20 protein-coding genes are annotated in these 25,532 nt (G+C 72.6%); 5 read left to right on the top strand and 15 right to left on the bottom strand.

The annotated features are described in order from the left end of the window. Window positions 1-79: 79 nt before the first annotated feature. From HNR10_RS21405 to moeZ, 5 genes are all read right to left on the bottom strand, one after another. Complete coding sequence (locus HNR10_RS21405; RefSeq protein ID WP_179826294.1) at window positions 80-3,523, bottom strand: ATP-dependent helicase; 3,444 nt, start codon at window positions 3,521-3,523, stop codon at window positions 80-82. Beyond that, window positions 3,516-6,668 (bottom strand): ATP-dependent helicase, encoded by a 3,153-nt coding sequence (locus tag HNR10_RS21400; protein WP_312889367.1) that lies wholly within the window; start codon window positions 6,666-6,668, stop codon window positions 3,516-3,518. The genes HNR10_RS21405 and HNR10_RS21400 overlap by 8 nt, the downstream gene beginning before the upstream one ends. Before the next feature lie 62 nt (window positions 6,669-6,730). Continuing rightward, a complete protein-coding gene (locus tag HNR10_RS21395) occupies window positions 6,731-7,072 on the bottom strand; it encodes an MGMT family protein (protein WP_179826292.1) in 342 nt (113 codons plus the stop codon). 345 nt (window positions 7,073-7,417) lie between these two features. Beyond that, entirely contained in the window at window positions 7,418-7,801 is a 384-nt protein-coding gene (locus tag HNR10_RS21390) for an SPW repeat protein (RefSeq protein ID WP_179826291.1), read from the bottom strand. 151 nt (window positions 7,802-7,952) lie between these two features. Continuing rightward, window positions 7,953-9,116, bottom strand: a complete 1,164-nt coding sequence (gene moeZ, locus HNR10_RS21385) for an adenylyltransferase/sulfurtransferase MoeZ (RefSeq protein ID WP_179826289.1) — start codon at window positions 9,114-9,116, stop codon at window positions 7,953-7,955. A 287-nt stretch (window positions 9,117-9,403) separates the two neighbouring features. On the opposite strand from moeZ, the gene HNR10_RS21380 reads away from it, so the two are divergent. From HNR10_RS21380 to HNR10_RS21370, 3 genes are all read left to right on the top strand, one after another. Further along, window positions 9,404-9,616 (top strand): hypothetical protein, encoded by a 213-nt coding sequence (locus HNR10_RS21380; protein ID WP_179826287.1) that lies wholly within the window; start codon window positions 9,404-9,406, stop codon window positions 9,614-9,616. A 184-nt stretch (window positions 9,617-9,800) separates the two neighbouring features. Next, entirely contained in the window at window positions 9,801-10,442 is a 642-nt protein-coding gene (locus HNR10_RS21375) for a TetR/AcrR family transcriptional regulator (RefSeq protein ID WP_179826284.1), read from the top strand. 312 nt (window positions 10,443-10,754) lie between these two features. Then, window positions 10,755-11,546: a mechanosensitive ion channel family protein gene (locus tag HNR10_RS21370; RefSeq protein ID WP_179826282.1), complete on the top strand. Its 792-nt coding sequence runs from the start codon at window positions 10,755-10,757 to the stop codon at window positions 11,544-11,546. 85 nt (window positions 11,547-11,631) lie between these two features. Here the strand turns inward: HNR10_RS21370 and HNR10_RS21365 are convergent, their stop codons facing one another. The 3 genes from HNR10_RS21365 to HNR10_RS21355 form a co-directional block, all read right to left on the bottom strand. After that, window positions 11,632-11,874, bottom strand: coding sequence for a hypothetical protein (locus tag HNR10_RS21365; protein ID WP_121180647.1), 243 nt, complete (start codon window positions 11,872-11,874; stop codon window positions 11,632-11,634). A 251-nt stretch (window positions 11,875-12,125) separates the two neighbouring features. Further along, a complete protein-coding gene (locus HNR10_RS21360) occupies window positions 12,126-12,437 on the bottom strand; it encodes a DUF6401 family natural product biosynthesis protein (protein WP_179826280.1) in 312 nt (103 codons plus the stop codon). 150 nt (window positions 12,438-12,587) lie between these two features. Continuing rightward, entirely contained in the window at window positions 12,588-13,277 is a 690-nt protein-coding gene (locus HNR10_RS21355; RefSeq protein ID WP_179826278.1) for a ferritin-like fold-containing protein, read from the bottom strand. Window positions 13,278-14,440: 1,163 nt separating this feature from the next. Between HNR10_RS21355 and HNR10_RS21350 the strand changes: the two genes are divergently transcribed. Both HNR10_RS21350 and HNR10_RS21345 read left to right on the top strand, forming a co-directional pair. Next, complete coding sequence (locus tag HNR10_RS21350) at window positions 14,441-15,931, top strand: DEAD/DEAH box helicase (RefSeq protein ID WP_218898859.1); 1,491 nt, start codon at window positions 14,441-14,443, stop codon at window positions 15,929-15,931. 184 nt (window positions 15,932-16,115) lie between these two features. Next, a complete protein-coding gene (locus HNR10_RS21345; protein WP_312889366.1) occupies window positions 16,116-17,024 on the top strand; it encodes an alpha/beta fold hydrolase in 909 nt (302 codons plus the stop codon). 130 nt (window positions 17,025-17,154) lie between these two features. On the opposite strand, the gene HNR10_RS21340 is transcribed toward HNR10_RS21345, so the two are convergent. The 7 genes from HNR10_RS21340 to HNR10_RS21310 form a co-directional block, all read right to left on the bottom strand. Further along, the gene (locus HNR10_RS21340; RefSeq protein ID WP_179829874.1) at window positions 17,155-18,246 is read right to left on the bottom strand and encodes an MBL fold metallo-hydrolase; all 1,092 of its coding nucleotides are present in this window, start codon (window positions 18,244-18,246) and stop codon (window positions 17,155-17,157) included. A gap of 201 nt (window positions 18,247-18,447) precedes the next feature. Next, window positions 18,448-19,323, bottom strand: a complete 876-nt coding sequence (locus tag HNR10_RS21335; RefSeq protein ID WP_179826276.1) for a PHP domain-containing protein — start codon at window positions 19,321-19,323, stop codon at window positions 18,448-18,450. A gap of 56 nt (window positions 19,324-19,379) precedes the next feature. Beyond that, on the bottom strand, window positions 19,380-20,045 hold the full coding sequence (locus tag HNR10_RS21330; protein ID WP_179826274.1) for a DUF6758 family protein: 666 nt from the start codon (window positions 20,043-20,045) through the stop codon (window positions 19,380-19,382). A 116-nt stretch (window positions 20,046-20,161) separates the two neighbouring features. After that, window positions 20,162-22,054, bottom strand: a complete 1,893-nt coding sequence (gene typA / locus HNR10_RS21325) for a translational GTPase TypA (protein ID WP_179826272.1) — start codon at window positions 22,052-22,054, stop codon at window positions 20,162-20,164. Between the two features lie 108 nt (window positions 22,055-22,162). After that, window positions 22,163-22,603: a (deoxy)nucleoside triphosphate pyrophosphohydrolase gene (locus HNR10_RS21320; RefSeq protein WP_179826270.1), complete on the bottom strand. Its 441-nt coding sequence runs from the start codon at window positions 22,601-22,603 to the stop codon at window positions 22,163-22,165. 129 nt (window positions 22,604-22,732) lie between these two features. Further along, window positions 22,733-24,958 carry an SF1B family DNA helicase RecD2 gene (gene recD2 / locus HNR10_RS21315; protein WP_312889365.1) on the bottom strand — a complete coding sequence of 742 codons (2,226 nt, stop codon included), beginning with the start codon at window positions 24,956-24,958 and terminating at the stop codon, window positions 22,733-22,735. 109 nt (window positions 24,959-25,067) lie between these two features. Then, the gene (locus HNR10_RS21310; protein WP_179826268.1) at window positions 25,068-25,478 is read right to left on the bottom strand and encodes an MmcQ/YjbR family DNA-binding protein; all 411 of its coding nucleotides are present in this window, start codon (window positions 25,476-25,478) and stop codon (window positions 25,068-25,070) included. Window positions 25,479-25,532: the final 54 nt, after the last annotated feature.

The following is a 25,532-nucleotide window of genomic DNA, read 5'->3' as shown; positions in this document are numbered from 1 at the left end:
ACCCGTCACCCGCCACCGCCCGGGAGCGCTGCGCGAAGGGCGGGCCACCCTCAACAGACGCCTCCGGCGCGGCACCCCCTTACCCCGGCTCGGGGACGGCCGCGATGAGCGCGGCCAGGCCGTCGGCGTCGAGCAGGTCCGCCGGGCGCACGGTCTCCCCGGCGCCGACGTAGTGGAAGGCCGCGCGCACGTCCTCCAGGCCCACTCCGGCCAGGTCCGACCAGGCCAGCCGGTAGGCGGCCAGCTGGACGCCCACGGCCCGGCGCTCGGCGTCGTTGCCGGGCGGGCGTCCGGTCTTCCAGTCGACGACGTCGTAGGTGCCCGTCGCGGCGTCGAGGAACACCGCGTCCATCCGGCCGCGGATGAGGCGGTCGCCGATGACCGTCTCGAAGGGCACCTCGACCTCGACGGGCGTCCGCGCGCCCCACTCGCTCTCCTCGAAGCACCGCTGCAGCTCGGCGAGGTCCTCGTCCCGCCCGGCGGTCTCGTCGGCGGCGCCGGGGAGCTCGTCGAGGAGCGTGGCCTCGTGGCCGAAGCGCTGCTCCAGCCACGTGTGGAACGCGGTGCCCCGGCGGGTGTGCGGGGCCGGCGGGCGCGGCAGCGGGCGCCGGATCTGGCGGGCGAGCGCCTCCGGGTCGCGCGCCAGCCACACCATCGACGACACCGACAGGTGCGCGGGCAGCTCGACCTGGACCGGCCCCTCCCCGGGCCCGGCGGCCTCCTGGTGGCGGTGCGCCAACAGCAGCTCGGTGTCGCGCTCCCAGCCCTGGAGGCGCCGGCGCAGGCCGGCCGGGGCCGGGGCGCTCCCTTCCGTCTCCCCCGCCAGGAGGTCGGCCCGGGCGCGCTCGACCAGGGCGGCGCCCGCGGCGATCTGCGCCCGGCGGGCCTCCCGCGGGTCAGGGTCCGACTCCGGGCCGGCCGCCCCGTCGGCGTCGGCGCCCGGTGCCTCCGTGGCGGTGTGCTCCACTGGCGGCCACACGGCGGTGTCGTCCTCCTCCTCGTGCGGGTTGGTCGCCTCGGGGTCCGGCGGCGGGTCCCAGCGCGCCACGGAGCCGGAACCGTTCTCACACGCCCGCCTGACCTCGTCCAGGAACGCGGAGGGCCCGCGCGGCGTGGTTCCGGTGCGGCCCCACCAGTGCCCGGTGCACACCAGGGCGAACGAGGCCCGGGTGACGGCGACGTAGGCCAGCCGCCGCTCCTCCATGAGGTGGCGCGCCTCCTCCTCCGCCTTGAACGCCGCGATGTCGTCCTTGCCGACGCCGCGCAGGACCGGCAGGCTCGCGCGGTCGCCGCGCAGCGGGTAGGGCAGCAGGCGGTCGGCCCTGACCCAGGCGAGCGCGTCGCGGGCCTTGGCCGGGAACAGCGGCGCCGACGTGCCCGCGCTCACCCCCGGCACGAAGACGACCGGCCACTGCAGGCCCTTGGCGCCGTGCATCGTCATGAGCTTGACGCTGTCGGAGCCGCCGACCCGCTCGCCGGGCGCCAGCCCGCTCTCGTTCTCCTCGGCCGCGTTGAGGTAGCTGAGGAAGCTGCCGAGCGTGGGGTCCTCGCTGTTGCCGACGAACCGGACGGCGTGGTCGACGAACGCGTCCAGGTCGGCCCGCGCCGAGAGCGGGTCGCGCCCGGAGCGCGCCCCCACCTCGATGTCCAGGCCCAGCATCCGCTCGATCTCGGTGACCAGGTCGGGCAGCGGCTGGCCGACGAGCTTGCGCAGGTAACGCAGCTCCTCGGCCAGGAGCCCCAGGCGCTCGTAGGCGGTCGCGGAGTAGTTCTCCGCCGGGCCGGGGTCGTCCACGGCGTCGACGAGGCTGCCGCTCTCCGCGGTCAGGTCCAGGACGGTCCGGCGCAGCAGGTCCTCGCCGGCGTCGTCGCCCGCGTCCCCCGGCTCCTCCGGGGCCGCGTCGGTGAGGTCGCGGCGGGTGTGCCGGGCCAGTTCGGCCGCGCGCGAGCCCAGGGCGGCCAGGTCGCGGGGTCCCATCCGCCAGCGGGGCCCGGTCAGCAGGCGGGCCAGCTCGTTGCCCGCGGAGGCGTCGTGGACCACGCGCAGGGTGGCGATGATGTCGCGGACCTCGGGGACGAGCATGAGTCCGCCCAGGCCCACGACCTCCACCGGGATGTCGAGGGCCTCCAGGGCCTCGCGCAGCGGCGGGAACTGCGCCCGCTTGCGGCACAGGATCGCGATGTCGCCGGGACCGGTCCCGCCGTCCACTGCGCCGCCGGACTCGCCCTCGGGCCAGGCGAGGAAGTCGGGAGCGGTGTGGGCGCTGCCGGGCTCGCCGGGTTCGGCGTGCACGAGGCTGTGCACCTGGTCGGCGATCCAGGCGGCCTCCTCGGTCTCGGTGTGGAACAGCCCGGTGACCGTGGTGCCCCGGCCGCGCCGGGCGGGGCCCGGATGCAGGACGGGGACGTCGCGGGCCTCGGCCCGCAGCGGTTCGGCGATGCGGGCGGCGACCCCGAGGATCCGCTCACCGTTGCGGAAGCTGGTGGACAGGCGGCGGACCGGCGCGGGGCGGCCGGGTCCGACCGGGAAGTCGGTGGGGAAGCGGGTGAGGTTCGCCGCGATGGCGCCGCGCCACCCGTAGATGGACTGGCAGGGGTCGCCGACCGCCGTGACGGCGTGGCCGTCGCCGAACAGCGATCTCAGCAGGACGAGCTGGGCGTGGCTGGTGTCCTGGTACTCGTCCAGGAGCACCACGCGGTACCGGCCGCGCTCGATGAGTCCGACCTCGGGGTGGTGCTCGGCGATCCGCGCGGCCAGCGCCATCTGGTCGCCGAAGTCCATCGCCTCGCGCACGTGCTTGGCGTGGTTGTAGCGCTCCACGAGCGGCAGGAGCTGCTCACGGCGCCGCTGGGTGTCGACGAGGTCGCGGGTGTCCTTCACGGGTTTCTTGGGCAGCGCGTCCACGCCCGCCTGGATCCAGCGGCCCACGCCCCGGACCTGGTCGGTCGTGGTGAGGTGGTCCGCGATCTCGCCCGACAGGTGGAGCACCCGCTGGATGACGGTGTCGGCCCCCACGGTGACGAGGTCCATGGGCCCGTCGTACTCGCCGACCACGCGGGCGGCGATCTGCCACGACTGGCCCTCGCTGAGCAGGCGCGCGGTGGGCTCGACCGCCTCGCGCAGGGCGTGGTCGGCGACGATGCGCCCTGCGTAGGCGTTGTACGTGGACACCGTGGGCTCGCCGTCCAGCAGTTCCTCGGGGAACTGCTCGGTGGCGCGCAGCTGCTCCAGGCGCTTGCGGACACGTTCGGCGAGCTCGGCGGTGGCCTTGCGGGTGAAGGTCAGGCCGAGCACGTGTTCGGGGCGCACCAGCCCGTTGGCGACCAGCCAGACCACGCGCGAGGCCATCGTCTCGCTCTTGCCGGAGCCGGCGCCGGCGATGACCACGCCCGGCTCCAGGGGCGCGGAGATCACCTCGGCCTGCTCCGCGGTCGGTTCGGGCTGTCCGAGCAGGCGGGCCAGCTCGGGCGGGGAGAAGCGGGGCAGGGGCGGCCGGCCGGCGGCCTGCTCGGGTTCAGACATGTCGGCCCTCGTCCTGGACCGGGCAGCAGGCGCGCACGGCGCACGACCTGCAGCCCTTGTTGCGGGTGGCGGTGAACCGGGAGCCTCCCATACCGGTGGCGACCTCGCGCACCAGGTCCTGGGCCCACCCGGGGTCGGGGTCCTCGCCCAGGGGCGGCTGCGGCTGTTCCCGCACCTTGGTGGAGAAGGCGGCCCCGCCGACCTGAACGAGCGAGGCACCGCCGGGCTCGGTGAGGCCGAGCTTGGCGAAGGCGCCCTTGAGCACGGCCATCTGGTAGACCCCGAGCTGGGGGTGGCGGGCCAGGTCGTCCGCCTTGGTGGCGCCGGTCTTGATGTCGACGACCACGGCGCGGCCCTGGTCGTCGCGTTCGAGGCGGTCGACGCGGCCGGTGATCTCGATCCCGCCGACGTCGACCTTGAAGCCCTCCTCGGTGACGACGAGTTCGCGGTCGTTCCCGGCGTCCCAGGCGACGAGCTTGCGGACCATCTCGTCGGCGCGCTCGCGCTGCTTGTCGGCCTGCCAGGGTCCGCCGAAGTCCAGGTCGGACCAGATCTCGTCCATGCGCGCGCCGATCTCGTCGGCGCTGCTGCCCTGCGCGACGAGCACCGCCACGGCGTGCACGACCGTGCCCAGGGCGGAGGCGGAGTCGCCCGAGGAGGCGCCCGCGGCGCGTTCCAGCAGCCAGCGCAGCTGGCAGTTGGTGAAGCTGTCCACCTGGGAGGGCGAGACCCGGATGGTGTCCTCCTCCCCGGCCAGGGGGCGCTCGTCGCTGAAGGGGGTCAGCGCGTACCACTCGGAGGGGTCGGCGCCGCGCACGCCCTCCTCGGCCAGGCGGGCCAGGTGGGTGGCGGCTGCCTCCCGCAGGGGTTCGGGCGCGGAGGGGTCGGTGACCACCGAGCGCAGGTCGGCCACGAGCGCGGGCAGGGAGAGCCAGCGGCGGCCGGTGTTGACCGGCTCGGGGTCGCCCGCGCCCATCTCCGCCAGGAAGCGGGAGGGGCGTTCGTCGGTGTCCTCGCCGCCCACGGCGGTGACCACGAGCGTGCGGCGGGCCCGGGTCAGGGCCACGTAGAACAGTCGGCGCTCCTCGTCCAGGAGTTTGGAGGCGAGCGCCGCGCCGGAGGAGTCGGCGGCGTGCACGTCGGCGTCCACGAGTTCCTCGACGCCGAGCAGGGATCCGCGCAGCCGCAGGTCGGGCCATTCCCCCTCCTGGACGCCGGCGACGACGACCAGGCCCCACTCCAGGCCCTTGGAGCGGTGCGCGGTGAGGATGCGCACGGCCTCGCCCTCGGGCGCGCGCTCGGCGAGACTGTCGCCGGGGATCTCCTGGGCGGCCAGGTCCTCCAGGAACCCGGCGGGGGCGCCGGGGGGCAGCCGGTCGCAGTAGCGGGCGGCGCTCTCGAAGAGCGCGACCACGGCGTCGAGGTCGCGGTCGGCGGCGGCGCCGCGGCGGCCCCCGGCCAGGCTGGCGCGCAGCAGGCGGTCGGACAGCCCGCTGTCGCGCCACAGCTCCCACAGGACCTGTTCGGCGTCGGCGCCCCGGGCGGCGAGCGTGCGCACGGTGCGCAGCGCGGTGGCGACCCGGGTGGCGGGCGCGGCGACCTCGGGATCGACCAGGGCCAGCTCGCGGGGGTCGCGCAGGGCGTCCACGAGCAGCTGCGCGGAGGGGCGGTAGCCGCCGTCGCCCTCGCGGGCGCGGTCCAGGTCCAGGCGTCGCAGGGCGCGCAGCAGGCGGCGCAGCCGCACCGAGTCGGCCTCGCCGAAGGGGCTGGTGAGGAGTTCGCGGGCGGCCTCGTCGTCGAGCCGGTCGGGGGCCAGTCCGTAGCGGATGAGGCCGAGCAGGGGCCGCACGATGGGCTCGGCGGCCACCGGGAGGTCGTCGGAGCCCACGACGACCGGGACGGAGGCGGCCGTGAGGGCGCGCCGCAGCACCGGGAGCTGGCGGGCGGACGAGCGCACGAGGACGGCCATGTCCGACCACGGCACGCCGTCGACCAGGTGGGCGCGGCGCAGGGTGTCGGCGATGACCGCCGCCTCCTGGGTGGTGCTCTCCGCCAGCATGACGCGCACCTCGCCCTCGGGCACGCCGTCGGCCGGCTTGAGGTCGCGGTGCTCGTTGACGTGTCCCCCCGGGGCGGGGACGGCCGGCAGGCGGCGCGTCAGGGCGCGTGAGGCGGACAGCAGCACGGCGCCGCTGCGGCGGCAGGTGCGCAGGGCCACGACGGGCGCCGGGGCGCGCTCCCGGGTGGGGAAGCGGTGCGGGAAGCCGAGGATGTTGCCGACCTCGGCGCCGCGGAAGGCGTAGATGGACTGGTCGGGGTCGCCGACAGCGATGAGGTCGCGGCCGTCCCCGGCCAGGGCGCGCAGGAGTTCCTCCTGGGCGGGGTCGGTGTCCTGGTACTCGTCGACGAACACGGTCTCGTGGGCGGCGCGCTCGCGGGCCCGCACCCCGGGGTCGGCGAGCATGTTGGCGGCCACGCGGACGAGTTCGGCGTAGTTGAGCGTGGGCACGGGCGCGATGTCGAACCGCCCGGTGTAGCGGTCCAGGAACCCGGCCGCCGCCGTCCAGTCATCGCGCTCGCGCTCACGGCCGAGGCGGTCGAGCTCGGCGGGTCCCAGGCCGCGCTCCTGGGCGCGCATGAGGAAGTCGCGCAGCTCCTCGGCGAAGCCGCGGGTCTCCAGGGCCGGGCGCAGGCGCTCGGGCCAGTCCCCGGCGCCGTCGCCGAACTCCCCGGTGAGGAGTTCGCGCACCTCCATCAGCTGCTCGGGCCCGGACAGCAGCCGGGGCGGCAGGTCGCCCATACGCTGGAACTCGCGGCGGATGAGGGCGTAGGCGTAGCTGTGGAAGGTCAGGGCGAGCGGTTCGCGGGTGGTGCGGCGCAGGCGGGCGGTGATGCGCTCGCGCAGCTCCTGGGCGGCCTTGCGGCTGAAGGTGAGCACGAGGATCCGCGACGGGTCCACGCCGCGCCGCTCCACGCGGTCCACGACCGCCTCGACGATGGTGGTGGTCTTGCCGGTCCCGGGTCCGGCCAGGACCAGTAGCGGGCCGCCCTCGTGGTCGACCACGCGCTGCTGGTTGACGTCCAGCACCGGAGGCGGCTGCACCTGGTGGGCGCGCCGTACGAGTCGGTACCTGGGATGTTCCACGCCTCCAGTTCACCAGAGGGCGGCGACCATCCCGGACGCCCCGGGACGGCGCCGGGTGCTCCTCAGTCCCGGGAGTGCCCGTCCCACCGGGCCCGGCGCATGTCCACGCGGTCGCTGCCGGGACGCATCGGGGTGCCCTCGGCGGCGTAGTGGGACAGCGCCCGGACCTCGTGGCCGGACGCCGGCCGGCCGTCGGCGCGCACCACACGCCACCAGGGAACTCCCCCGCCCCAGGTGGACATGACGGTGCCGACCTGGCGCGGTCCGCCGCGCCCCACGTACTCGGCGATGTCGCCGTAGCTCATCACGCGCCCGGACGGGATGGCCTCGACCACGGCGAGGACCTCGTCGGAGTACTCGTCCGGCCCGGCCTCCGGGTCCGTGCGCTCGGCTGGGTTCGTCACACGACGCAGCCTATGGGTTCGGGCGCCCCGGCACGGGCCGAGTCCGCTCAAGCCACAGGGGGGTTGATCGGGCCAAAGCGAGGAACGAGCGGAGGCCCAAAACAAGCACAGGAAGGGCGCCGACGGGTCCTGGAGGGCCTGGAGGTGCACCCCCGAGGAACGAGGGAGCGCACCGGAAGGACCGAAGGCCCCGTCTCAAAAGCCACAGGGGGGTTGATCGGGCCAAAGCGAGGAACGAGCGGAGGCCCAGAAAAAGCGCAAGGAGGGCGCCGACGGGTCCTGGAGGGCCTGGAGGTGCACTCCCGAGGAACGAGGGAGTGCACCGGAAGGACCGAAGGCCCCGTCTCAAAGGCGCCCGACGACGTGCTGGGTCCAGGCCAGCTCCGGGTCGCGGCGGCGGGCCCGGACGGCCATGACCAGGCCGTACGCGCCCACAGCGGCGATGCCCGCGCCGAGGATCCATGCCGACCAGGCGGCCACGGGCTCGTGCGTGAACCCCACCACCCACGGCAGGACGAAGGCCAGGACTCCGATCACGGTGGCGGCGATCTCGCTCGACACGGCTCCGGGGCGGGTGAGCGAGAGGATCGCGGCCACGATGGCGGCCGTCCCGAGCACCAGCATCGAGCCTCCGCCGAAGCCCAGCATTCCGTGCCACAGGTAGCTCAGGGCCAGGGCCAGCCCCACGACGACCAGCGCCAGATCCGTCCAGCGTGCTTCCTTGCGCATAGCGCCACCTCCCAGCGGCGGGCCGCGACCGGATGTCGGCTCCACAGCCTCTACCAGGACTTGTACCCACTCGGACGCGGAACGGCGCCGGAGTCGGTCGACTCCGGCGCCGTCGCGGGATCCGCGTTCCCTCGGTGTTGCCCCAGCGCGTCTAGTAGACGGGCAGGCTGGGGTCCACCTGGTTGATCCAGGCCAGGACGCCGCCGCCCACGTGCACGGCGTCCGCGAACCCGGCGGCGTGCACCGCCGCCAGCGCCTCGGCCGAGCGCACGCCCGACTTGCAGTGCAGGACGATGCGCTTGTCCTGCGGCAGCTGCTCCAGCGCCTTGCCGTTGAGGAACTCACCCTTGGGGATGAGCACCGCGCCCGGGATGTTGACGATCTCCCACTCGTTCTTCTCGCGAACGTCCACGAGGAAGACGTCGTCGGGCTTGTTGTCGAGCAGGTCCTTGAGCTCGCCCGCGGTGATCGTGGATCCGGCGGCGGCCTCGGTGGCCTCCTCCGACACGGCCCCGCAGAAGGCCTCGTAGTCGATGAGCTCGGTGACCGGCTCGGTGTCGGGGTCCTTGCGGACCTTGACCTCGCGCCAGGTCATCTCCAGGGCGTCGAAGATGAGCAGGCGGCCGACCAGCGGGTCACCGATGCCGGTGATCAGCTTGATGGCCTCGTTCACCATGACCGACCCGATGGAGGCGCACAGCACGCCCAGCACGCCGCCCTCGGCGCAGGAGGGCACCATCCCGGGCGGCGGGGGCTCGGGGTACAGGTCGCGGTACTGGGGCCCGTACTCGTTCCAGAAGACGCTGACCTGGCCGTCGAAGCGGTAGATCGAACCCCACACGTACGGCTTGTTCAGCAGCACGGCGGCGTCGTTGACCAGGTAGCGGGTCGCGAAGTTGTCGGTGCCGTCCAGGATCAGGTCGTAGTCGGCGAAGATCTCCAACGCGTTGTCCGACTCCAGGCGGTCCTGGTGCAGGATCACGTTCGTGTTGGGGTTCACCTCCTTGATGCTGTCCCGGGCGGACTCGGCCTTGGGACGGCCCACGTCACTCTGGCCGTGGATGATCTGGCGCTGGAGGTTGGACTCGTCCACGACGTCGAAGTCGATGATGCCGAGCGTGCCCACGCCCGCGGCGGCGAGGTAGAGCAGCGCCGGGGAGCCCAGACCGCCCGCGCCGACGACCAGCACCTTGGCGTTCTTCAGGCGCTTCTGCCCGTCCATGCCCACGTCGGGGATGATCAGGTGGCGCGAGTAGCGGCGCACCTCGTCCACGGTCAGCTCGTCGGCTGGTTCCACCAGCGGCGGCAGCGACACGGTGACTCCTCATCTCTGTCTCACGGTGCTTCGTCCCGCCCGTGCCGGAGGTGTCTCCGGGCGAGGGGCTCGGGGCGCGAAGCGTGCTTTCACTGATACCCAACCTAACGGGTGGGGTATTGCATTCCCACCCCGGGGAGACCAGCGGCACACCGTACCCGCCGGACGGCCGGGTTCCGGCCCGAAACGCCCGGGCCTGCGGGTTCGCCCCGCGCGCTCTCCCCGAACGCCGGCGCACGGGCGGGTAGTGTCGTTCGTACGCTCAGCGACGACGTGAGGAGGCCACCGTGGCACAGAACGAACGGCGCGGCCGGACGAGCGGCGACGAGGACCCCGAGGTCCCGGAGGCCGACGCGGCCGAGCAGCGCGCCGCCACGGGCGAGGGCGACGACGACTGGTTGGCGGCGGCCTCGGAGGGCACCGCCGGGGAGGCCGCCGAGGGCGACTTCGTGGAGCAGTTGCGCGAGGCGGGCACCGATGACGAGGACGAGCACCGCTGACCCCCGCACCGGGCCGTGGGGGCCCGGACCCGCCTCGCCCTGCCCACTCCGAACCTACGCGGGAGTAAGATGGCAGAAAGGCTGTGGGACGGCGGGCCGAACCGAGCCGCGTCGGCACAGCGCTAGCCACGCAGATGTTCGGAGATGGCGCGCATCTGCCATGCCGAGTTCGGAGGGTGTGGGTGTGACAGCTCCTTCAGACGCCCGCGCCCGGGGCACCCGCTTGCCCCGGGTCAGGCGCCGCCGCCAACTCCTGGCCGCAGCTCAGGAGGTCTTCGTCGCCCGCGGTTACCACGCGGCCGCGATGGACGAGATCGCCGACCGCGCCGGGGTCAGCAAGCCCGTCCTGTACCAGCACTTTCCAGGCAAGCTGGAGCTCTACCTCGCCCTTCTGGAGGAGCACTCCGAGGAGCTGGTCCAGAAGCAGCGGGAGGCGCTGGAGAGCACCGACGACAACCGCCAGCGGGTGACCGCGAGCTTCCGCGCCTACTTCGACTTCGTGGCCGGCGACGGCGAGGCCTTCCGGCTCGTGTTCGAGTCGGACCTGCGCAACCTGCCCGCGGTGCGGGAGAAGAGCGAGCAGACCTTCCAGCGCTGTGCCGAGCTGATCGGCGACGTGATCCGGCAGGACACCAGCATCTCCGACGAGGAGGCGCACCTGCTGAGCATCGGCCTGGTCGGCATGGCGGAGACCAGCGCCCGGTACTGGCTCAACAACTACGGCGCCATCCCCAAGGAGGCCGCCGAGACGCTGGTGGCCCGCCTGGCCTGGCGCGGCATCAGCGGCTGGGACCTCCAGCGCACGAACGAGGAGCAGGGCTCCTAGGCGGGGACTCCCGCCGCAACGCCGGCGTGCCGACAACAGGACCCCCGGGCGCATTGTCGCCCGGGGGTCCTTTGTGTGTGGCGGAACCAGTCGTCCCGGGCGTATTGTCCCCGAATGCGGAATGATTCTCCCCCACGGTTTTCCCATGGTTCATTAAATTCATCGCAATAGGCACAACTCAAGCGCTCCAAACGGTTCGATCCCCGTTCGACGGGTATCGCCGGATTGAGAAGTACGGCACTTCTCCTCGCGTATCCGCATAGGGGGCAATCAGCGCCCTGTCGGAACAAGCGATTCGGGGGTGAAGACGTTATGGACATCGGTCAGGGCCTGACGACGGCCTGGGAGGCGGTCGCGAGCTTCGCGCCGCTGCTGCTCGGATTCCTGGTGATCCTGGTCCTCGGCTGGATCATCGCCTGGTTCGTGGGCAAGGGGGTCGGCAAGGGCCTGCACAGCGTCGGACTGGACCGTGCTCTGCACCGCGGAGGTGTGGGCGAGTACTTCGAGCGCAGCCGGTGGAGCGCCAGCGAGCTGTGCGGAAAGATCATCTACTACGTCGGACTGTTGTTCGTGCTGACGCTCGCGTTCAACGTCTTCGGACCGAACCCGGTCAGCCAGCTGCTCAGCGAGGTCATCGCCTGGATCCCGCGCGGCATCGTCGCGCTCGTGATCGTCGTGGTGACCGCGATGCTCGCCAAGGCCGTCCGCGACATCGTCAGCGGTGCCCTCGGCGCCCTGTCCTACGGACGACTCCTGGCCAACGTGGCCGCGGTGGCCATTCTGGCCCTGGGTATCATCGCCGCGCTGAACCAGATGGGCGTCGCCACCACGGTCACCACGCCGGTGCTCATCGCCGTGCTGGCCACCGTCGGCGGCATCCTGGTCGTCGGTGTCGGCGGCGGGCTCATCGGGCCCATGCAGTCCCGCTGGTCCCGCTGGCTCGACAGGGCCGAACAGGAGACCTCGAAGCTCACGGAGGAGGGCAGCTACCAGGCCGGTCGCGAGGCGGCCATGAGCCGCGCCGCCACGGAGCGCCAGGGGCGCGAGGAGGACGCCGCACGCGCCGCGGCCCGACCGCAGGCGCCGGGTCGGCCTCCGGCGTAGCCGGGGACGCCGACGGGCCGCTCCGCGGCCGCGGACCAACGGAGGGCGGGGCCGTACGGCTCCGCCCTCGTCGCGTGTGCGCCCGCTACATGAACTCCGAGTCGTTCAGCTCCAGGCGGGACAGGTGCTCGATCCGGCGGAACGCCAGGACCACGGTCGCGATGATCGGAATGAAGGCCAGCCAGAAGACGATGCTTCCCGGACCGGTGAAGACCATCGAGACCAGCGCGACGACGATGATCAGTACGAAAAGCGCGAAGTCGACTCGGTCCTGTTGGATCAGGACGCCGACCGGTGGGCGAGCCGCCCCATGCCGACCGCTCCTCATTCGCATTCCTTTCTCGCGGCTCCGCAGGCCGCTCCGCAAGTTCCGGCGCACGCGTCCGTTCGGAACCGCGTGACACCGTCAATCCCAGGTCGCGTTCCGCGGGGCACGAACCAAACCGTCGAGGTATCAATGGAGCCACCGATAAGTTCAGCGTACGCCCAGAGCCGGCGTTTCGCCGGAGAACCGGAAGGGCAGGCGACCGCGAGGAACCTCGCGTCGTGGGTCACGGCCGACCCGCGGACGTCACCAACCTAGCGGACGAAGCCCCGATCCTTGGCCAGGCGGCAGATCGCGAGAATCCGAAGTGTCTCCCAGTCGTAGTCCACGGCGGCGGAGTCCCAACCGCGCTCCAGGCAGCCGTCGATGAATCCGTGCAGGTACGTTCCGAGCGTGTCGGCGTTGAGCTCGCTGCCCGAGGAGACGATGCCGTGGCACACGTCGGCGGCGTGCTGGTCCAGCTCAGCACTGATCCAGGGGTCGAGCGCGCCGCTCAGCGGGCCGATCCGGTGGAAGTCACGGGTGAGTCCGGCCAGCGGGTGGCGTACGGAGGTCCCACGGGGCATGGAAGTACCTACTCGCGCGGTCAGGAGACGGGAATCGTCACAAACTATACGATGCCTTGACCAATGAATCGTCACAAAAGTGTTGAACTTGACCCCGCCTTGACGCACGTCCCGGTTCCGATCCGCTGGCCGGTCCGCCCTGGCTGGCGGCTATTCCGCCAGACCCATCGCCTTCAACCGCCCGGCGTGGCGGTCCGTGAGTGAGGCGAACATCCTGCTGACGGCGGCCAGGTCGCCGATGCCCGCGTCGGAGCCCTCCCGGGCCTCCGGAGCCTTCCCGGCCAGCAGCGTCGCCAGCTCCGGGCGGCTCACGGCCACGGCCTGCGCCTGGCTGAGCGCCTCGCCGACCAGGCGGCGGGCCCACAGGGACAGGCGCCCGGCGAGCTTGGGGTCCTCCTCCAGGGCGGCGCGCACCGTCTCGGCCACGAACTCGGCCCGCCCGGTCTCGGCCATCACGCCCTCGACCAGGATCCGCGTCTCCTCGTCCGCCAGCTCGGCGACCTTGCGATAGAAGTCACCCGCGATCCCGTCGCCGACGTAGGTCTTGACGAGGCTCTCCAGCCAGCTCTGCGGCTCGGTCCGCTCGTGCCAGAGGTCCAGCGGCGCCACGAACGGCTCCATGGCCTCCTCGGGATCGACGCCGAGCTCCGCCAGGCGGTCGTGCAGCGCCTGGTAGTGGGCCTGCTCCGTCGCCGCGAGCGCGGCCAGTTGGCCCTTGCTCCGCAGGGACGGGGCCAGGCCCGCGTCGTCGGCGAGGCGGAAGAAGGAGCCGAGCTCCGCGTACGCGAGCAGCCCGAGCAGATCGATCACGCCCGGAGGGGCGGTGTGGCCTGTGGTCATGCCCGACAGGGTAACCCGCACACGCCGGCACCCGTCTCGGCAGCACTCGAGCGGACACCGTCCCACTCACGGTGCACCCAGGCGGCCGATCCGGGCCAGAAGGCTGACCGGGGCCGCCCTGGGACGGACCCGGGCGAGCAGGGGGAGGGCGCGAGTCGGCGTGACCCAGGGGCGGATCCTGGGTGAAGCGAACAGGGGGCACGAACCGGGGAGACGAGCAGGGGTCAAGGGCCAGCGGTCCCGCTCACGGTGCCCCCAGGGCCCCACGCGGGTGAGGGATCCGACGGGTCAAGGCACGAAGGCCCCGACTCCAAGCAGCGCCCGAGCCGAAGCGAGGACCGAGCGAACGCACAGGAAGGCGCGAAAGCCCCGCTCCCGGGGCCCCAGCGGGTCAAAGGCGAACGGCCCCGTTTGCGGGAACCGCAGGGGGTTGAAGACGCGCGACCCCGCGCACCGGAACCACAGGGGGTCGAAGGCGAACGGGCGTGCCCGCCGGAACCACAGGGGGGTTGATCGGGCCGAAGCGAGGAACGAGCGGAGGCCCAAGGCAAGCACAGGGAGGGCGCCGACGGGTCCTGGAGGGCCTGGAGGTGCGTTTCCGAGGAACGAGGGAACGCACCGGAAGGACCGAAGGCCCCGTCTTCCGGGCGCCCGAGGACTATTCGCCGCCGCGCCGTGGTTGCACCGTCTGGGAACGGGTAGATCCACGCCGTCCACAACCCGATGAACTGCTATGTCCACACCAGTCATCACCAGCTAGACTCACGGTGATGACCGGCGTGTGCGGAGCACCATCGGGCTTGGCGGCCGAGACCGCGAGAGCCCGGAGCCCCGCGACCGCGGGGACACCGCGATCCCTCTCGCCGTGACCGGTCCCCTCACACACGACAGAGCAGCGGATGGACCCGATCCGCGGCCGGGTACCCCTCGCGCCGCGCCGGTCCAGACGGCAGCGCCGCCGAGACGTCCCGCAGGGAGCGGGCAGTCGGTGAGCCGCGCCCTCCGCGGCGGCCAGGAGCCGCTCGCGACCGCACCCCGCCGCGGCCACGCCAACGCCCGGCCCGCGCAAGATGGAGGCTTGAGCCCTGACCAGCACAGAAGTTACTACGACATCCACCACAACGTTCCGCGACCTCGGTGTCAGCACCGAACTCGCCGACGCCCTGGAGGCCGAGGGGATCGTCGAACCGTTCCCCATCCAGGAGCTCGCGCTCCCGATCGCGCTCCACGGCAGCGACATCATCGGGCAGGCGCGCACCGGCACCGGCAAGACCCTGGCCTTCGGCCTCCCGCTGCTGCAGCGGTCGCAGGCGGCCCCGGGGACGCCCAAGCGGCCCCGCGCGCTCGTCGTGGTCCCCACCCGTGAGCTGGCCATCCAGGTGGCCGCGGACCTGACCACCGCGAGCAAGCGCAGCGGCACCCGCATCCTCACCGTCTACGGCGGCCGTTCCTACGAGCCGCAGATCAACGGCCTCAAGGAGGGCGTCGACGTGGTCGTCGGCACCCCGGGCCGCCTGCTGGACCTGGAGAACCAGAAGCACCTGCGGCTGGACGAGGTCTCCGCGGTGGTCCTGGACGAGGCCGACAAGATGCTCGACCTGGGCTTCCTGCCCGACATCGAGCGCATCCTCACCAAGATCCCGGTGGAGCGCCAGGTGATGCTCTTCTCGGCCACGATGCCGAGCGAGATCGTCTCGCTCTCGCGCAAGTACCTGCGGCAGCCGACCAACGTGCGCGCCGGGGACGACGACGAGATCGACGGCTCCGCCATCACCGGGACGATCACGCAGCACGCGTTCCGCACCCACCAGATGGACAAGATCGAGATGCTCGCCCGCATGCTCCAGGCCGAGGACCACGGCCAGAGCATGGTGTTCTGCCAGACCAAGCGGGCCTGCGACCGGGTGGCCGGCGACCTCAAGGAGCGCGGTTTCGCCGCCGCGGCCGTCCACGGCGACCTCGGGCAGAGCCAGCGCGAGCGCGCCCTGCGGGCCTTCCGCAACGGCAAGATCAACATCCTGGTCGCCACGGACGTGGCCGCCCGCGGGCTCGACGTGGACGACGTGACGCACGTCGTCAACTACGAGACGCCCGAGGACGAGAAGACCTACACCCACCGCATCGGCCGGACCGGCCGCGCGGGCCGCACGGGCACCGCCGTCACGTTCGTCGACTGGCGGGAGATGCCGCGGTGGAAGCTGATCAACGGCGCCCTCGACCTGCCGTTCGCCGAGCCGGAGGAAACCTACTCCACCTCGCCGCACTTCTTCGAGGCACTGCGGATCCCCAAGGGGACCAAGGGCAGACTCGCCGCGGAGAAGCGCACGCACGCCGGTCTGGAGGCGGAGGAGGTCGAGGACATCGGTGACACCGGTGCTCCGCGCGGCGCCAAGCGCGATCGTGACGCCGACCAGGACCGCGAGCGCTCCCGCGGCCGGAACCGCAACCGCTCCCGTCGCCGCACCCGCGGTGGCGAGCGCACGGGTTCCGAGGCCGCCGCCGACCGGACCGCTCCGGACACGGCCCCGAAGGCGTCCTCGGCGCCGGCCCGTGACTCCCGCGACAGCGCCTCCTCCGAGGAGGGCACGCGTCGGGTCCGCCGCCGTCGCCGCACCCGTGGCGGTGCCGCCCGTCGGGACCCCGAGAACACCTGACCCCCCGAGGCGCCTGCGCAGGCGGGCGCCCCGGCCGACCACACGAGCGGGCACCGCGTGTCCCCGCGGTCCCGCCGCCCGTGACCGCCCCGGCGACCAGGAGGACCGGACGCCGGGGACGACTGGCGCGGCGGGCGGCGGTGGTGGGGGATCGCCCGCCGACGATGCCCTAGGGTTGCCCGACGTGAGTACACCTCAGTTCCTTTCCCTGCCGCCGGGCGTGCGGCGCACGGACCTGCCGCTGGCCCATGGTCCCGTGGCCGCGCTGCGCGCCATGCCCACCTCCGGGGGCACCGAGTTGGCCCCCGCTGTCCTGGTGCACGGCTTCACCGGCAGCAAGGAGGACTTCATCGCCCTCCTCCAGAGCCTCGCCCAGGCCGGCCGGGAAGTGGTCGCCATCGACCTGCCCGGCACCTACGAGTCGCCCGGGCCCGAGACCCTGGACCTGGCCCCCGACGCGCCGCGCCCCGACTACCGCCTGTCCTCGTTGGGCGCCGTGGTCGGCGAGGTCGTCGACCAGGTCGGCGACGGCGGTCCGGTCCACCTGGTGGGCCACTCCTTCGGCGGGCTCGTGGTCCGTGAGACGGCCCTGTCGGAGAACGCCGGCCTGGCCTCGCTCACGCTGATGTGCAGCGGCCCCGCCGCGCTGGACGGGCCCGGCGCCGTCAACGCCCGCAACCTCATCGCCGCGCTGTCGATGGACCCCACGTCCGCCCGGCTCGAAGAGCTGTGGGTGGAGCGGTTCGAGGCCGTGGCCGGCGATCGCACCCCCGACCCCGAGATCCGCGAGTTCCTGCGCGCACGCCTGCTGTCGAGCAGCGCGCAGGGGCTCATCCACACCGCCGAGGACCTGTTGGGGGCCGACGACCGCGTCGCCGACCTGGCCGCGCTGCGGCTGCCCACCCTGGTGCTCTACGGCGAGAACGACGACGCCTGGGCGCCGGACACCCAGGACTCGATGGCCAAGCGGCTGGGTGCCAAGCGCCTGGTGGTGCCGGGTGCTGGGCACTCCCCCAACGTGGAGGCCCCCGAGACGACCTCCAGCGCGCTCACCTCGTTCTGGAACGAGACCGAGTCCGTGGGCCGCCGCTGAGTCCGCCCCGGCACGCGTGTATACGACGGCGCCGCCACCCGATGCGGGTGGCGGCGCCGTCGTGTGCCCGTGGGGCGTGTTCCGTCGACGCCCGCCGGAGCGGGGCGCGCGGACCGGGCCCGGGAGTGGGTCAGACCCAGGAGTCGAAGTTGGCGTTCTCGGCCGCGATGGTGGTCGAGGGGCCCTGGTCCGGCAGGACGCGGGTGTCGCCGGGCAGGGACAGCAGGGCCTCGCCGATGGAGGCGAGCTGCTTGCTGTAGTCGATGACGCTGTCGCCGACCTTGCCGGGCTCGCCCCTGCGGAGGGTGTCGCCGCTGAAGACCACGCCGAGCGAGCTGATGTAGTAGCCGACGCTGCCCGGGGAGGTGCCGGGCAGGGCGATGACGTCCACGCGCAGGTCGCCGATCTCGAAGGAGCCCTCGCCCTCGACCTCGATCTCGGGGCGGTGCTCGGCGCCGTGGAAGCGCCGCCAGATGCGCATCTCGCGCGGGTGCAGCGCGATGTCGGCGTCACCCTCCTCGGCGACCTTGATGGCCGACTCGATGTGGGGGCTGTAGCCGTTGGTGCAGGCCACGAGGTAGATCTCGCGGTCGCCGACGGCCTTGAGGATGGCCTCGGCGTCGTGGGCGGGGTCGATGACGATGACGCCGTCGTCGCCGGTGTCCACGATCCAGGTGTTGCTGACGACCTCGTGCTTGGTGCCGTCGAACTCGAACACGCCCTCGGAGCGCACCCGGGTGATGCCGGAGGAGTCGGGGCCGGTCACACCGGGCTCGCCCAGGCCCTCGTCGCCGAACACGTCGTCGGTCGCCGCCGCCTTGGCGGGCTCGTCGTCGGACTCGGCGTCGGCCTCGTCCTTGGCGTCGGCCTTGGCGTCGTCGGACTCCTCGGACTCGTCGGCCGCCTCGGTGTCCTCGGCCGTGTCGGCGTCCTCGTCGGCGCTCTCGTCCGTGCCCTCGGCGTCGGTGTCCGCGTCCTCGTCGGCCTTCGCCGCGTCGTCGGAGTCGTCCTTCTCCGCCTTCTGGTCCTTCTCGGACTTCTCGGCCTTCGCGTCCTTGTCGCCCTCGGCGGCCTTCTCGTCCTTCGCGGCCCCGGCCGTGGCGCCGGTCTCCTCGGAGTCGGTCTCCTCCTCGACCTCCTCCTGGGTGTCCACCGCGCCCTCCGCAGCGGAACCGGTGGCCTCCTGGCCGTCCTGCTTCTTCGACTTCCGCTTCCAGAACACGGTGTCAGACCTTTCGTCCAAGCTGGTATGGGTGCACTTCGACCATTGTGGCGGCACGCCGACTGTGGTCGTACCGTACCGTTCCCGGGGTGCTCGGCCAATGCCGGTCGAAGCACGACCCGGAGGAGGCGCGGTCACGGCGCTTCGCCCGAGGCCCCGCGGTCGTGAGCCGCGGGTCACGGCCGCTTTCCGGGCGCCGCCTCAGCCGCGCAGGAGGACGGCCCCGGTCGCGGGCGCGGTCAGCGCCTCGAAGGCCTCCTCGGCGGTGGTCCGGCAGCCGAGCCGGCGCCCGGTCAGGCTGCCGTGGTCGTCGCTGGACCCGGTGACCACCACGCCCAGGTCCGCGGCCACGCCCCGCCACTGCTTGGTCTGGGCGCGGTTGTGCGAGGGGTGGTCGGCCTCGATGGCGCCGAGTCCCGCCCCGACCATGCGCTCGACCAGTTCGACCGGCACGGCGCCGTTGAGGGAGCCCTCCGCGCGCGCCGGGTGCGCCAGGGAGCACACGCCGCCGGCGGCGCGCACCAGCTCCACCGCCCGGACCGGGTCGAGGGCGTAGCGCGCGGCGTAGGCGGGGCCCCCGGAGCCGATCCACCGGTCGAACGCGTCCTGCACGTCCTTGGCCGCGCCCGCCTCCACCACGGCCCTGGCCAGGTGGGGACGGCCGATCGTGTTGGCGTCGGCGTACTCCCCGTGGCCGGCCCCGGCGATCTGCAGCACCCGCTCCCAGGTGACCTCCACACCGAGCGCGCGGAGCTTGTCCACCATCTCGCGGGCACGCGAGGCCCGGTCGGAACGGATCCGGGTCAGTTCGCCGGACAGCCCGGGGTGGTCCGGGTCGAAGAGGTAGGACACCAGGTGGACGCTGGAGCCCGCGTGGGCGCAGGACAGCTCCATCCCGGGCACGAGGGTGAAACCGGCGGGCAGATGGGCCGCCGCCTCCTTGATCCCCCCGACGGTGTCGTGGTCGGTCAGGGCGAGGACGTCCAGGCCCGCGGCGACCGCGTGGCCGACGACGTCGGCGGGGGCGTCGGTCCCGTCCGAGACGGAACTGTGGGAGTGCAGGTCGATACGTTTCACCGGGCGATTGTACGTAAGTCGCGGGGCGCGGGTGGCGCCCGGAGCCGTACGGCCGGTCACTCCTCGGCGGGGCGCGGCTTGAGGCGGCGGGTCAGAAAGGGGCTGATCGCGCCGAACGGCGGTTCCAGCCCCACTCCCCCGTCGTTGATGTCGCGCAGGTCCCGCAGGGCGTTGATCTCGCACATGAGCAGGCCGGTGTCGGCCGAGGCGAACACCAGCCACAGCCAGTGGGCGAGCGCCTCGCCGGTGTAGACGGCGCGGTCGCGGCCCACGTCCAGGTTCCACAGAGCGATCTCGTGGCCGTCGAAGCGGACCTTGGCGCTGGGCGCGCCCTGGTCGAAGCCGTCACCCGGGTCGGGGCCCTCCAGACCGGCCAGGCGGGCGCCGAGCCCCACTCCGGGGTCCTCGGCGACGATCGCGGCCTCGCCGATGCCGCCCAGCGGGCCGGGCCCGGACAGGGCGACGACGGTGGCGACGGCTCCGGAGCGCTCGTCACCGGCTTCGGCGAAGCCGGTGACCACCCATCCGGTGGGCAGTGGCCACGGGATCCACACCGGGACCCGGGCCTGCGGCAGGAGTGCTTCGAGCGCGGCCGTCCCCGGGGCGCGGACCTCCTGCAGAGGTGCCACCCGCCCGTGAACGGCGCACTCCCAGGCGCTGGTCCACAGCCCTGGAGGCTGGACCGCGCGCCCGCACCGTGGACACGATGGTTCGGTCTTCATGCTGGTAGCGGTCTACCCGGCTGACCTGGACGAAAAACGCCCCGTGGGCGGGTCGCCGGGACGACCCGCCCACGGGGCGGCACGCAGTGGGCGGCGGTCCGGGGACCGCCGGCGGACTACTGCTGCTGGCGCTTCTTGTTGGCCGCCATCCGGCCGCGCTCCTTCTGGTCCAGGACGACCTTGCGGATGCGCACGTGCTCCGGGGTGACCTCGACGCACTCGTCCTCGCGGCAGAACTCCAGGGCCTGCTCCAGGGAGAGCTTGCGCGGCGGCACCAGGCGCACGAGCTCGTCGCCGGTGGCCGAGCGCATGTTGGTGAGCTTCTTCTCCTTGGTGATGTTGACGTCCATGTCGTCGGCGCGCGAGTTCTCGCCGACGATCATGCCCTCGTACACCTCGGTGGTGGGCTCGACGAACAGCGTGCCGCGCTCCTGGAGGTTGAACATCGCGAAGGGGACCGCGACACCGGCGCGGTCGGCCACCAGGGAGCCGTTGGGGCGGGTGCGCAGCTCGCCGAACCACGGCTCGAACTTCTCGAAGACGTGGTGGGCGATACCGGTTCCACGGGTCTCGGTGAGGAACTCGGTGCGGAAGCCGATGAGGCCGCGGGAGGGGACGAGCCAGTCCATGCGCACCCAGCCGGTGCCGTGGTTGACCATGTTCTCCATGCGGCCCTTGCGGACGCTGAGGAGCTGGGTGATGGCACCCATGTACTCCTCGGGGGCGTCCACGGTGAGGCGCTCGACGGGCTCGTGCACCTTGCCGTCGACCTGGCGGGTGACCACCTGCGGCTTGCCGACGGTGAGCTCGTAGCCCTCGCGGCGCATCTGCTCGACCAGGATGGCCAGCGCCAGCTCGCCGCGGCCCTGCACCTCCCAGGTGTCGGGGCGCTCGGTGGGCAGCACGCGCAGCGAGACGTTGCCGACGAGCTCCTTCTCCAGGCGGTCCTTGACCAGGCGGGCGGTGACCTTGGCGCCCTTGACCTTGCCGACCAGCGGCGAGGTGTTGGTGCCGATGGTCATGGAGATCGCGGGCTCGTCGACCTTGATCAGGGGCAGGGCGACCGGGTTCTCCGGGTCGGCCAGCGTCTCACCGATCATGATGTCGGGGAAACCGGCGATGGCCGCGATGTCTCCGGGCCCCGCCTTCTCCGCGGGCTTGCGCTCCAGACCGTCGGTCATGAGCAGCTCGGTGATCTTGGCCTGCTGGACGGTGCCGTCGGTCCGGATCCACGCGACGTTCTGGCCCTTGCGCAGCTCGCCCTGCTGGACGCGCACGAGCGCCAGGCGGCCCAGGAACGGCGAGGCGTCCAGGTTGGTGACATGGGCCTGCAGGGGTGCGCCGGGGACGTACTCCGGGGACGGGATGGTCTCCAGGATGGTGGAGAACAGCGGGACGAGGTTGTCGTTGTCGGGCACCGTGCCGTTGGCGGGGCGCTCCAGGGAGGCCTTGCCGTCACGGGCGCAGGTGTAGACGATCGGGAACTCGATCTGCGACTCGTCCGCGTCCAGGTCCATGAAGAGCTCGTAGGTGTCGTCCACGACCTCGGCGATCCGGCTGTCGGGCCGGTCGACCTTGTTGATGACGAGGATGACGGGCAGCTTGGCGGCCAGGGCCTTGCGGAGCACGAAGCGGGTCTGCGGGAGCGGGCCCTCACTCGCGTCGACGAGCAGGACGACACCGTCGACCATCGACAGGCCGCGCTCGACCTCGCCACCGAAGTCGGCGTGGCCGGGGGTGTCGATGATGTTGATGACGACGTCGTCGCCCTCGGGCGTCGTGTAGTGCACGGCCGTGTTCTTGGCGAGAATGGTGATGCCCTTCTCGCGCTCCAAGTCGTTGGAGTCCATCACACGGTCGTCGACGTCCTGGTTCTCCCGGAACACACCGGACTGCCAGAGCATGGCGTCAACGAGGGTCGTCTTGCCGTGGTCCACATGGGCCACGATGGCGACGTTGCGGAGGTCGCTGCGGCGTGCGGAGCCCTCGACGGGCGTAGCGCTGGACATGGGAAAGCTCGATCTCCTGGTACTGGGTAGAGACCGCAGAATGCCACGGCCCGTTGCCAGTTTATGCGGTCAAAGCGGTCTGATGGGGAAACGTGCAGGTAGCCCAGATCACCGAGGGGCCCTCGGCGACGGTTCTCCGGCGGTGAGGATCTCCGCCAGCGGGTCGAGGAACGGCACGTCGGCGGGCAGCCAGTCCAGGCCGGGCAGCTCGGCGGCCGAGAGCCAGCGCAGGGACAGGTGTTCCAGCGGTCGCGGCTCGCCCTCGACCAGGTCGGCCCGCCACAGGCGGAGCACGGCGGGGCGCGTCCGTCCGGCGTCGGGCGCCGGGAAGGTCGCGTCGCCGCCGATCTGGTGCAGGGGGCGCACGCGTACGCCCAGTTCCTCCTGGCACTCGCGGGCGACCGCGTCGGCGGCCGACTCCCCGGGGTCGGCCTTGCCGCCGGGAAACTCCCAGCGGCCGCGCAGGGCGCGCGGTTCGGCGCGCTGGGCGGCCAGGACACGGCCGTCCCGGATGATGGCCGCCGCCGCCACGATGAGTGTCTGGTCCACGCGCCCACACTAGGGGGTATCGCGCGTCCGCTGCCCGGCGACCGCGGTGCCCGGCTCCCGGACGCGCGGGCGACGCGGCACGGTCGCCGAGGGTTCGACCGGATGTCACCGTGCGGGCCCGGCCCCGGTTCAGACGCCGTCGTCCGCCGTGCTCAGCCGGTGCGCCAGGGCGGTGTGCCGGCGCCCGGAGGAGGCGTTGCGGACCGCCTGCGCGATGGCGCGGCGCGAGCCGACCAGGACCACGAGTCTCTTCGCCCTGGTGATGGCGGTGTAGAGCAGGTTGCGCTGGAGCATCATCCACGCGCTGGTGGTGACGGGGATGACGACCGCCGGGTACTCGCTGCCCTGGGAGCGGTGCACGGTGATGGCGTAGGCGTGGGTGAGTTCGTCGAGTTCGGCGAAGTCGTAGGCGACGTCCTCGTCCTCGTCGGTGCGCACGCCGACCTCCTGCGCGACGGTGTCGATCCCGGTCACCACGCCCATGGTCCCGTTGAACACCCCGTTGCGGCCCTTGTCGTAGTTGTTCCTGATCTGCGTGACCTTGTCGCCCACGCGGAACACACGGCCGCCGAAGCGCTTCTCCGGCACGTCCTCGGCGGCGGGCGTGACGGCGGCCTGCAGGGCCGTGTTGAGCCCGGCGGCTCCGGCGGGGCCGCCCTTCATCGGGGCCAGCACCTGGACGTCCCGGCGCGGGTCGAGGCCGAAGCGGCGCGGGATGCGGCGCGCGACCACGTCGACGGTGACCTCGGCCGCGCTCTCGGCGTCCTCGCACGGGAAGAGGAAGAAGTCGTCCAGGCCCTGGACGAGGGGCGGCTCGCCGGTGTTGACCCGGTGGGCGTTGCTGACCACGCCCGACTGCTGGGCCTGCCGGAAGACGTGGGTCAGCCGCACGCTCGGGATCGGCGACCCGTCGTCGAGCAGGTCGCGCAGGACCTGGCCGGCGCCCACCGAGGGCAGCTGGTCGACGTCCCCGACGAACAACAGGTGCGCGCCCGGCGGCACGGCCTTGACCAGCTTGTTGGCCAGGATGAGGTCGAGCATCGAGGCCTCGTCGACCACCAGGAGGTCGCAGTCGAGCGGGTGGTCGCGGTCGTAGGCGGCCTCTCCTCCCGGGCGCAGCTCCAGCAGTCGGTGCACGGTGAGGGCGTCCACCCCGGTCAACTCGGTGAGGCGCTTGGCCGCCCTGCCGGTGGGCGCGGCCAGGACGACCTTGGCGTGCTTGGCCCGGGCCAGGGTGACGATCGAGGCGACCGTGAACGACTTGCCGCAGCCGGGCCCTCCGGTCAGCACGCACACCCGGCGGGTGAGCGCCGTGCGGACGGCCTCGCGCTGGGCCTCGGCGAGGTCGGCGCGGGTGCGGCCGCGCAGCCACTCCAGGGCCACGTCCCAGTCGACCCCGGCGAAGGCGGGGAGCCGGTCCACGGGCGCGTTCAGGAGGGTGCGCAGCCCGGCGGAGAGGCCGATCTCGGCGCGGTGGAAGGGCAGCAGGTACACCGCGCGCACCGGCTCGCCCTCGGGCCCGGGCACGGTCTCGCGGACCACGCCCTCGGTGGCCACCAGCTCGGCCACGCACTCGATGACCAGCCCCGCCTCCACACCGAGGATCTTCACCGCGGCGGAGATGAGCCGCTCCTCCGGCAGGTAGCAGTGGCCGTCGCCGGTGGACTCCGAGAGGGTGAACTGGATCCCCGCCATCACCCGCTGCGGGCTGTCGTGCGGGATGCCGACCGCCTGCGCGATGGTGTCGGCGGTCTTGAAGCCGATCCCCCACACGTCCGTGGCCAGGCGGTAGGGCTCCTTCTGCACGACGTTGATGGACGCGTCGCCGTACTTCTTGTAGATGCGCACGGCCAGGGACGTGGTCACCTCGACCCCCTGGAGGAAGACCATGACCTCCTTGATCGCCTTCTGCTCCTCCCAGGCGTCGGCGATCAGCCGGGTGCGCTTGGGCCCCAGCCCCGGTACCTCGATGAGCCGGTCGGGCGCGTCCTCGATGACGTCGAGGGCGTCGGTGCCGAAGTGGTCGACGATGCGTTCGGCCATCTTGGGGCCGATGCCCTTGATCAGGCCGGAGCCGAGGTAGCGGCGGATCCCCTGAACGGTGGCGGGCAGGACGGTGGTGTAGTCGTCCACCTGGAACTGGCGGCCGTACTGCGGGTGGGAGCCCCACCGGCCGCGCATGCGCAGGGCCTCGCCGGGCTGGACCCCCGCCAGGGCGCCGACCACGGTGAGCAGGTCGTTCGCGCCCCGCCCGGTGTCGACCTTGGCCACGGTGTAGCCGGTGTCCTCGTTGGCGTAGGTGATCCGTTCCAGGACGCCCTGGACCACGGCCGCCTTGGTGACGCTTCCGGTCACGGGTCCTCCTCCCCGCCGCGGGGGCGTGTGCCCCTCCTTGCCCCGGTCCGCCGAGCGCCGCCGCCCTTCGCTCGCCGTCCGCCGGGGCGCACCCTCTCCGCCGGTCCGCTCAGGTCCGGGCGGACGCCGTTCCGAGTTCGGGTGCGTCCTCCCCCAGGACGGCGAGCACGCGGTCGCGGTCGGCCCGGCGCAGGCTCCGGGCCACCAGGACGTAGGAGTGTCTGAGCATCTCCAGGACCTCGTCGTCGGGCACCGTGCCGTCCAGGAGCACGGAGTTCCAGTGCCGTTTGTTCATGTGGTAGCCGGGGGTGACGGCCGCGAACTGGTGGCGCAGCTCCAGCGCCAGTTCGGGGTCGCACTTGAGGTTGACCGTGGCGGGACCGTCACCGCTTCCGCCGAGGAGCAGCGCGAACAGCTTCTGGCCCGACACCTTGTAGACCAGTGCGCCGGGGCCGAAGGGCTCGCTCTCGGTGGCCTCGGGGAACCACAGGGCCGCGTCGATGATCTGTTCCGGTGTCATGGGGCCTCCTTCCACCTTCGAGACTGCCAGAGGCCGACGACGATCGGTATCGGT

Source organism: Nocardiopsis aegyptia (assembly GCF_013410755.1).
Classification (GTDB): Bacteria; Actinomycetota; Actinomycetes; order Streptosporangiales; family Streptosporangiaceae; genus Nocardiopsis; species Nocardiopsis aegyptia.
Note: the sequence above shows the minus strand (reverse complement) of the source record. Positions and strands in the feature narration are given on the sequence as shown.

Bases quoted from the DNA above. Each gene is read 5' to 3' on its own strand.
- HNR10_RS21355 (WP_179826278.1), bottom strand. From the start codon at position 13,277: ATGACCACAGGCCACACCGCCCCTCCGGGCGTGATCGATCTGCTCGGG.
- HNR10_RS21310 (WP_179826268.1), bottom strand. From the start codon at position 25,478: ATGACACCGGAACAGATCATCGACGCGGCCCTGTGGTTCCCCGAGGCC.
- HNR10_RS21365 (WP_121180647.1), bottom strand. From the start codon at position 11,874: ATGAGGAGCGGTCGGCATGGGGCGGCTCGCCCACCGGTCGGCGTCCTG.
- HNR10_RS21370 (WP_179826282.1), top strand. From the start codon at position 10,755: ATGGACATCGGTCAGGGCCTGACGACGGCCTGGGAGGCGGTCGCGAGC.
- HNR10_RS21390 (WP_179826291.1), bottom strand. From the start codon at position 7,801: ATGCGCAAGGAAGCACGCTGGACGGATCTGGCGCTGGTCGTCGTGGGG.
- HNR10_RS21360 (WP_179826280.1), bottom strand. From the start codon at position 12,437: ATGCCCCGTGGGACCTCCGTACGCCACCCGCTGGCCGGACTCACCCGT.
- HNR10_RS21330 (WP_179826274.1), bottom strand. From the start codon at position 20,045: ATGAAGACCGAACCATCGTGTCCACGGTGCGGGCGCGCGGTCCAGCCT.
- typA (WP_179826272.1), bottom strand. From the start codon at position 22,054: ATGTCCAGCGCTACGCCCGTCGAGGGCTCCGCACGCCGCAGCGACCTC.
- HNR10_RS21405 (WP_179826294.1), bottom strand. From the start codon at position 3,523: ATGTCTGAACCCGAGCAGGCCGCCGGCCGGCCGCCCCTGCCCCGCTTC.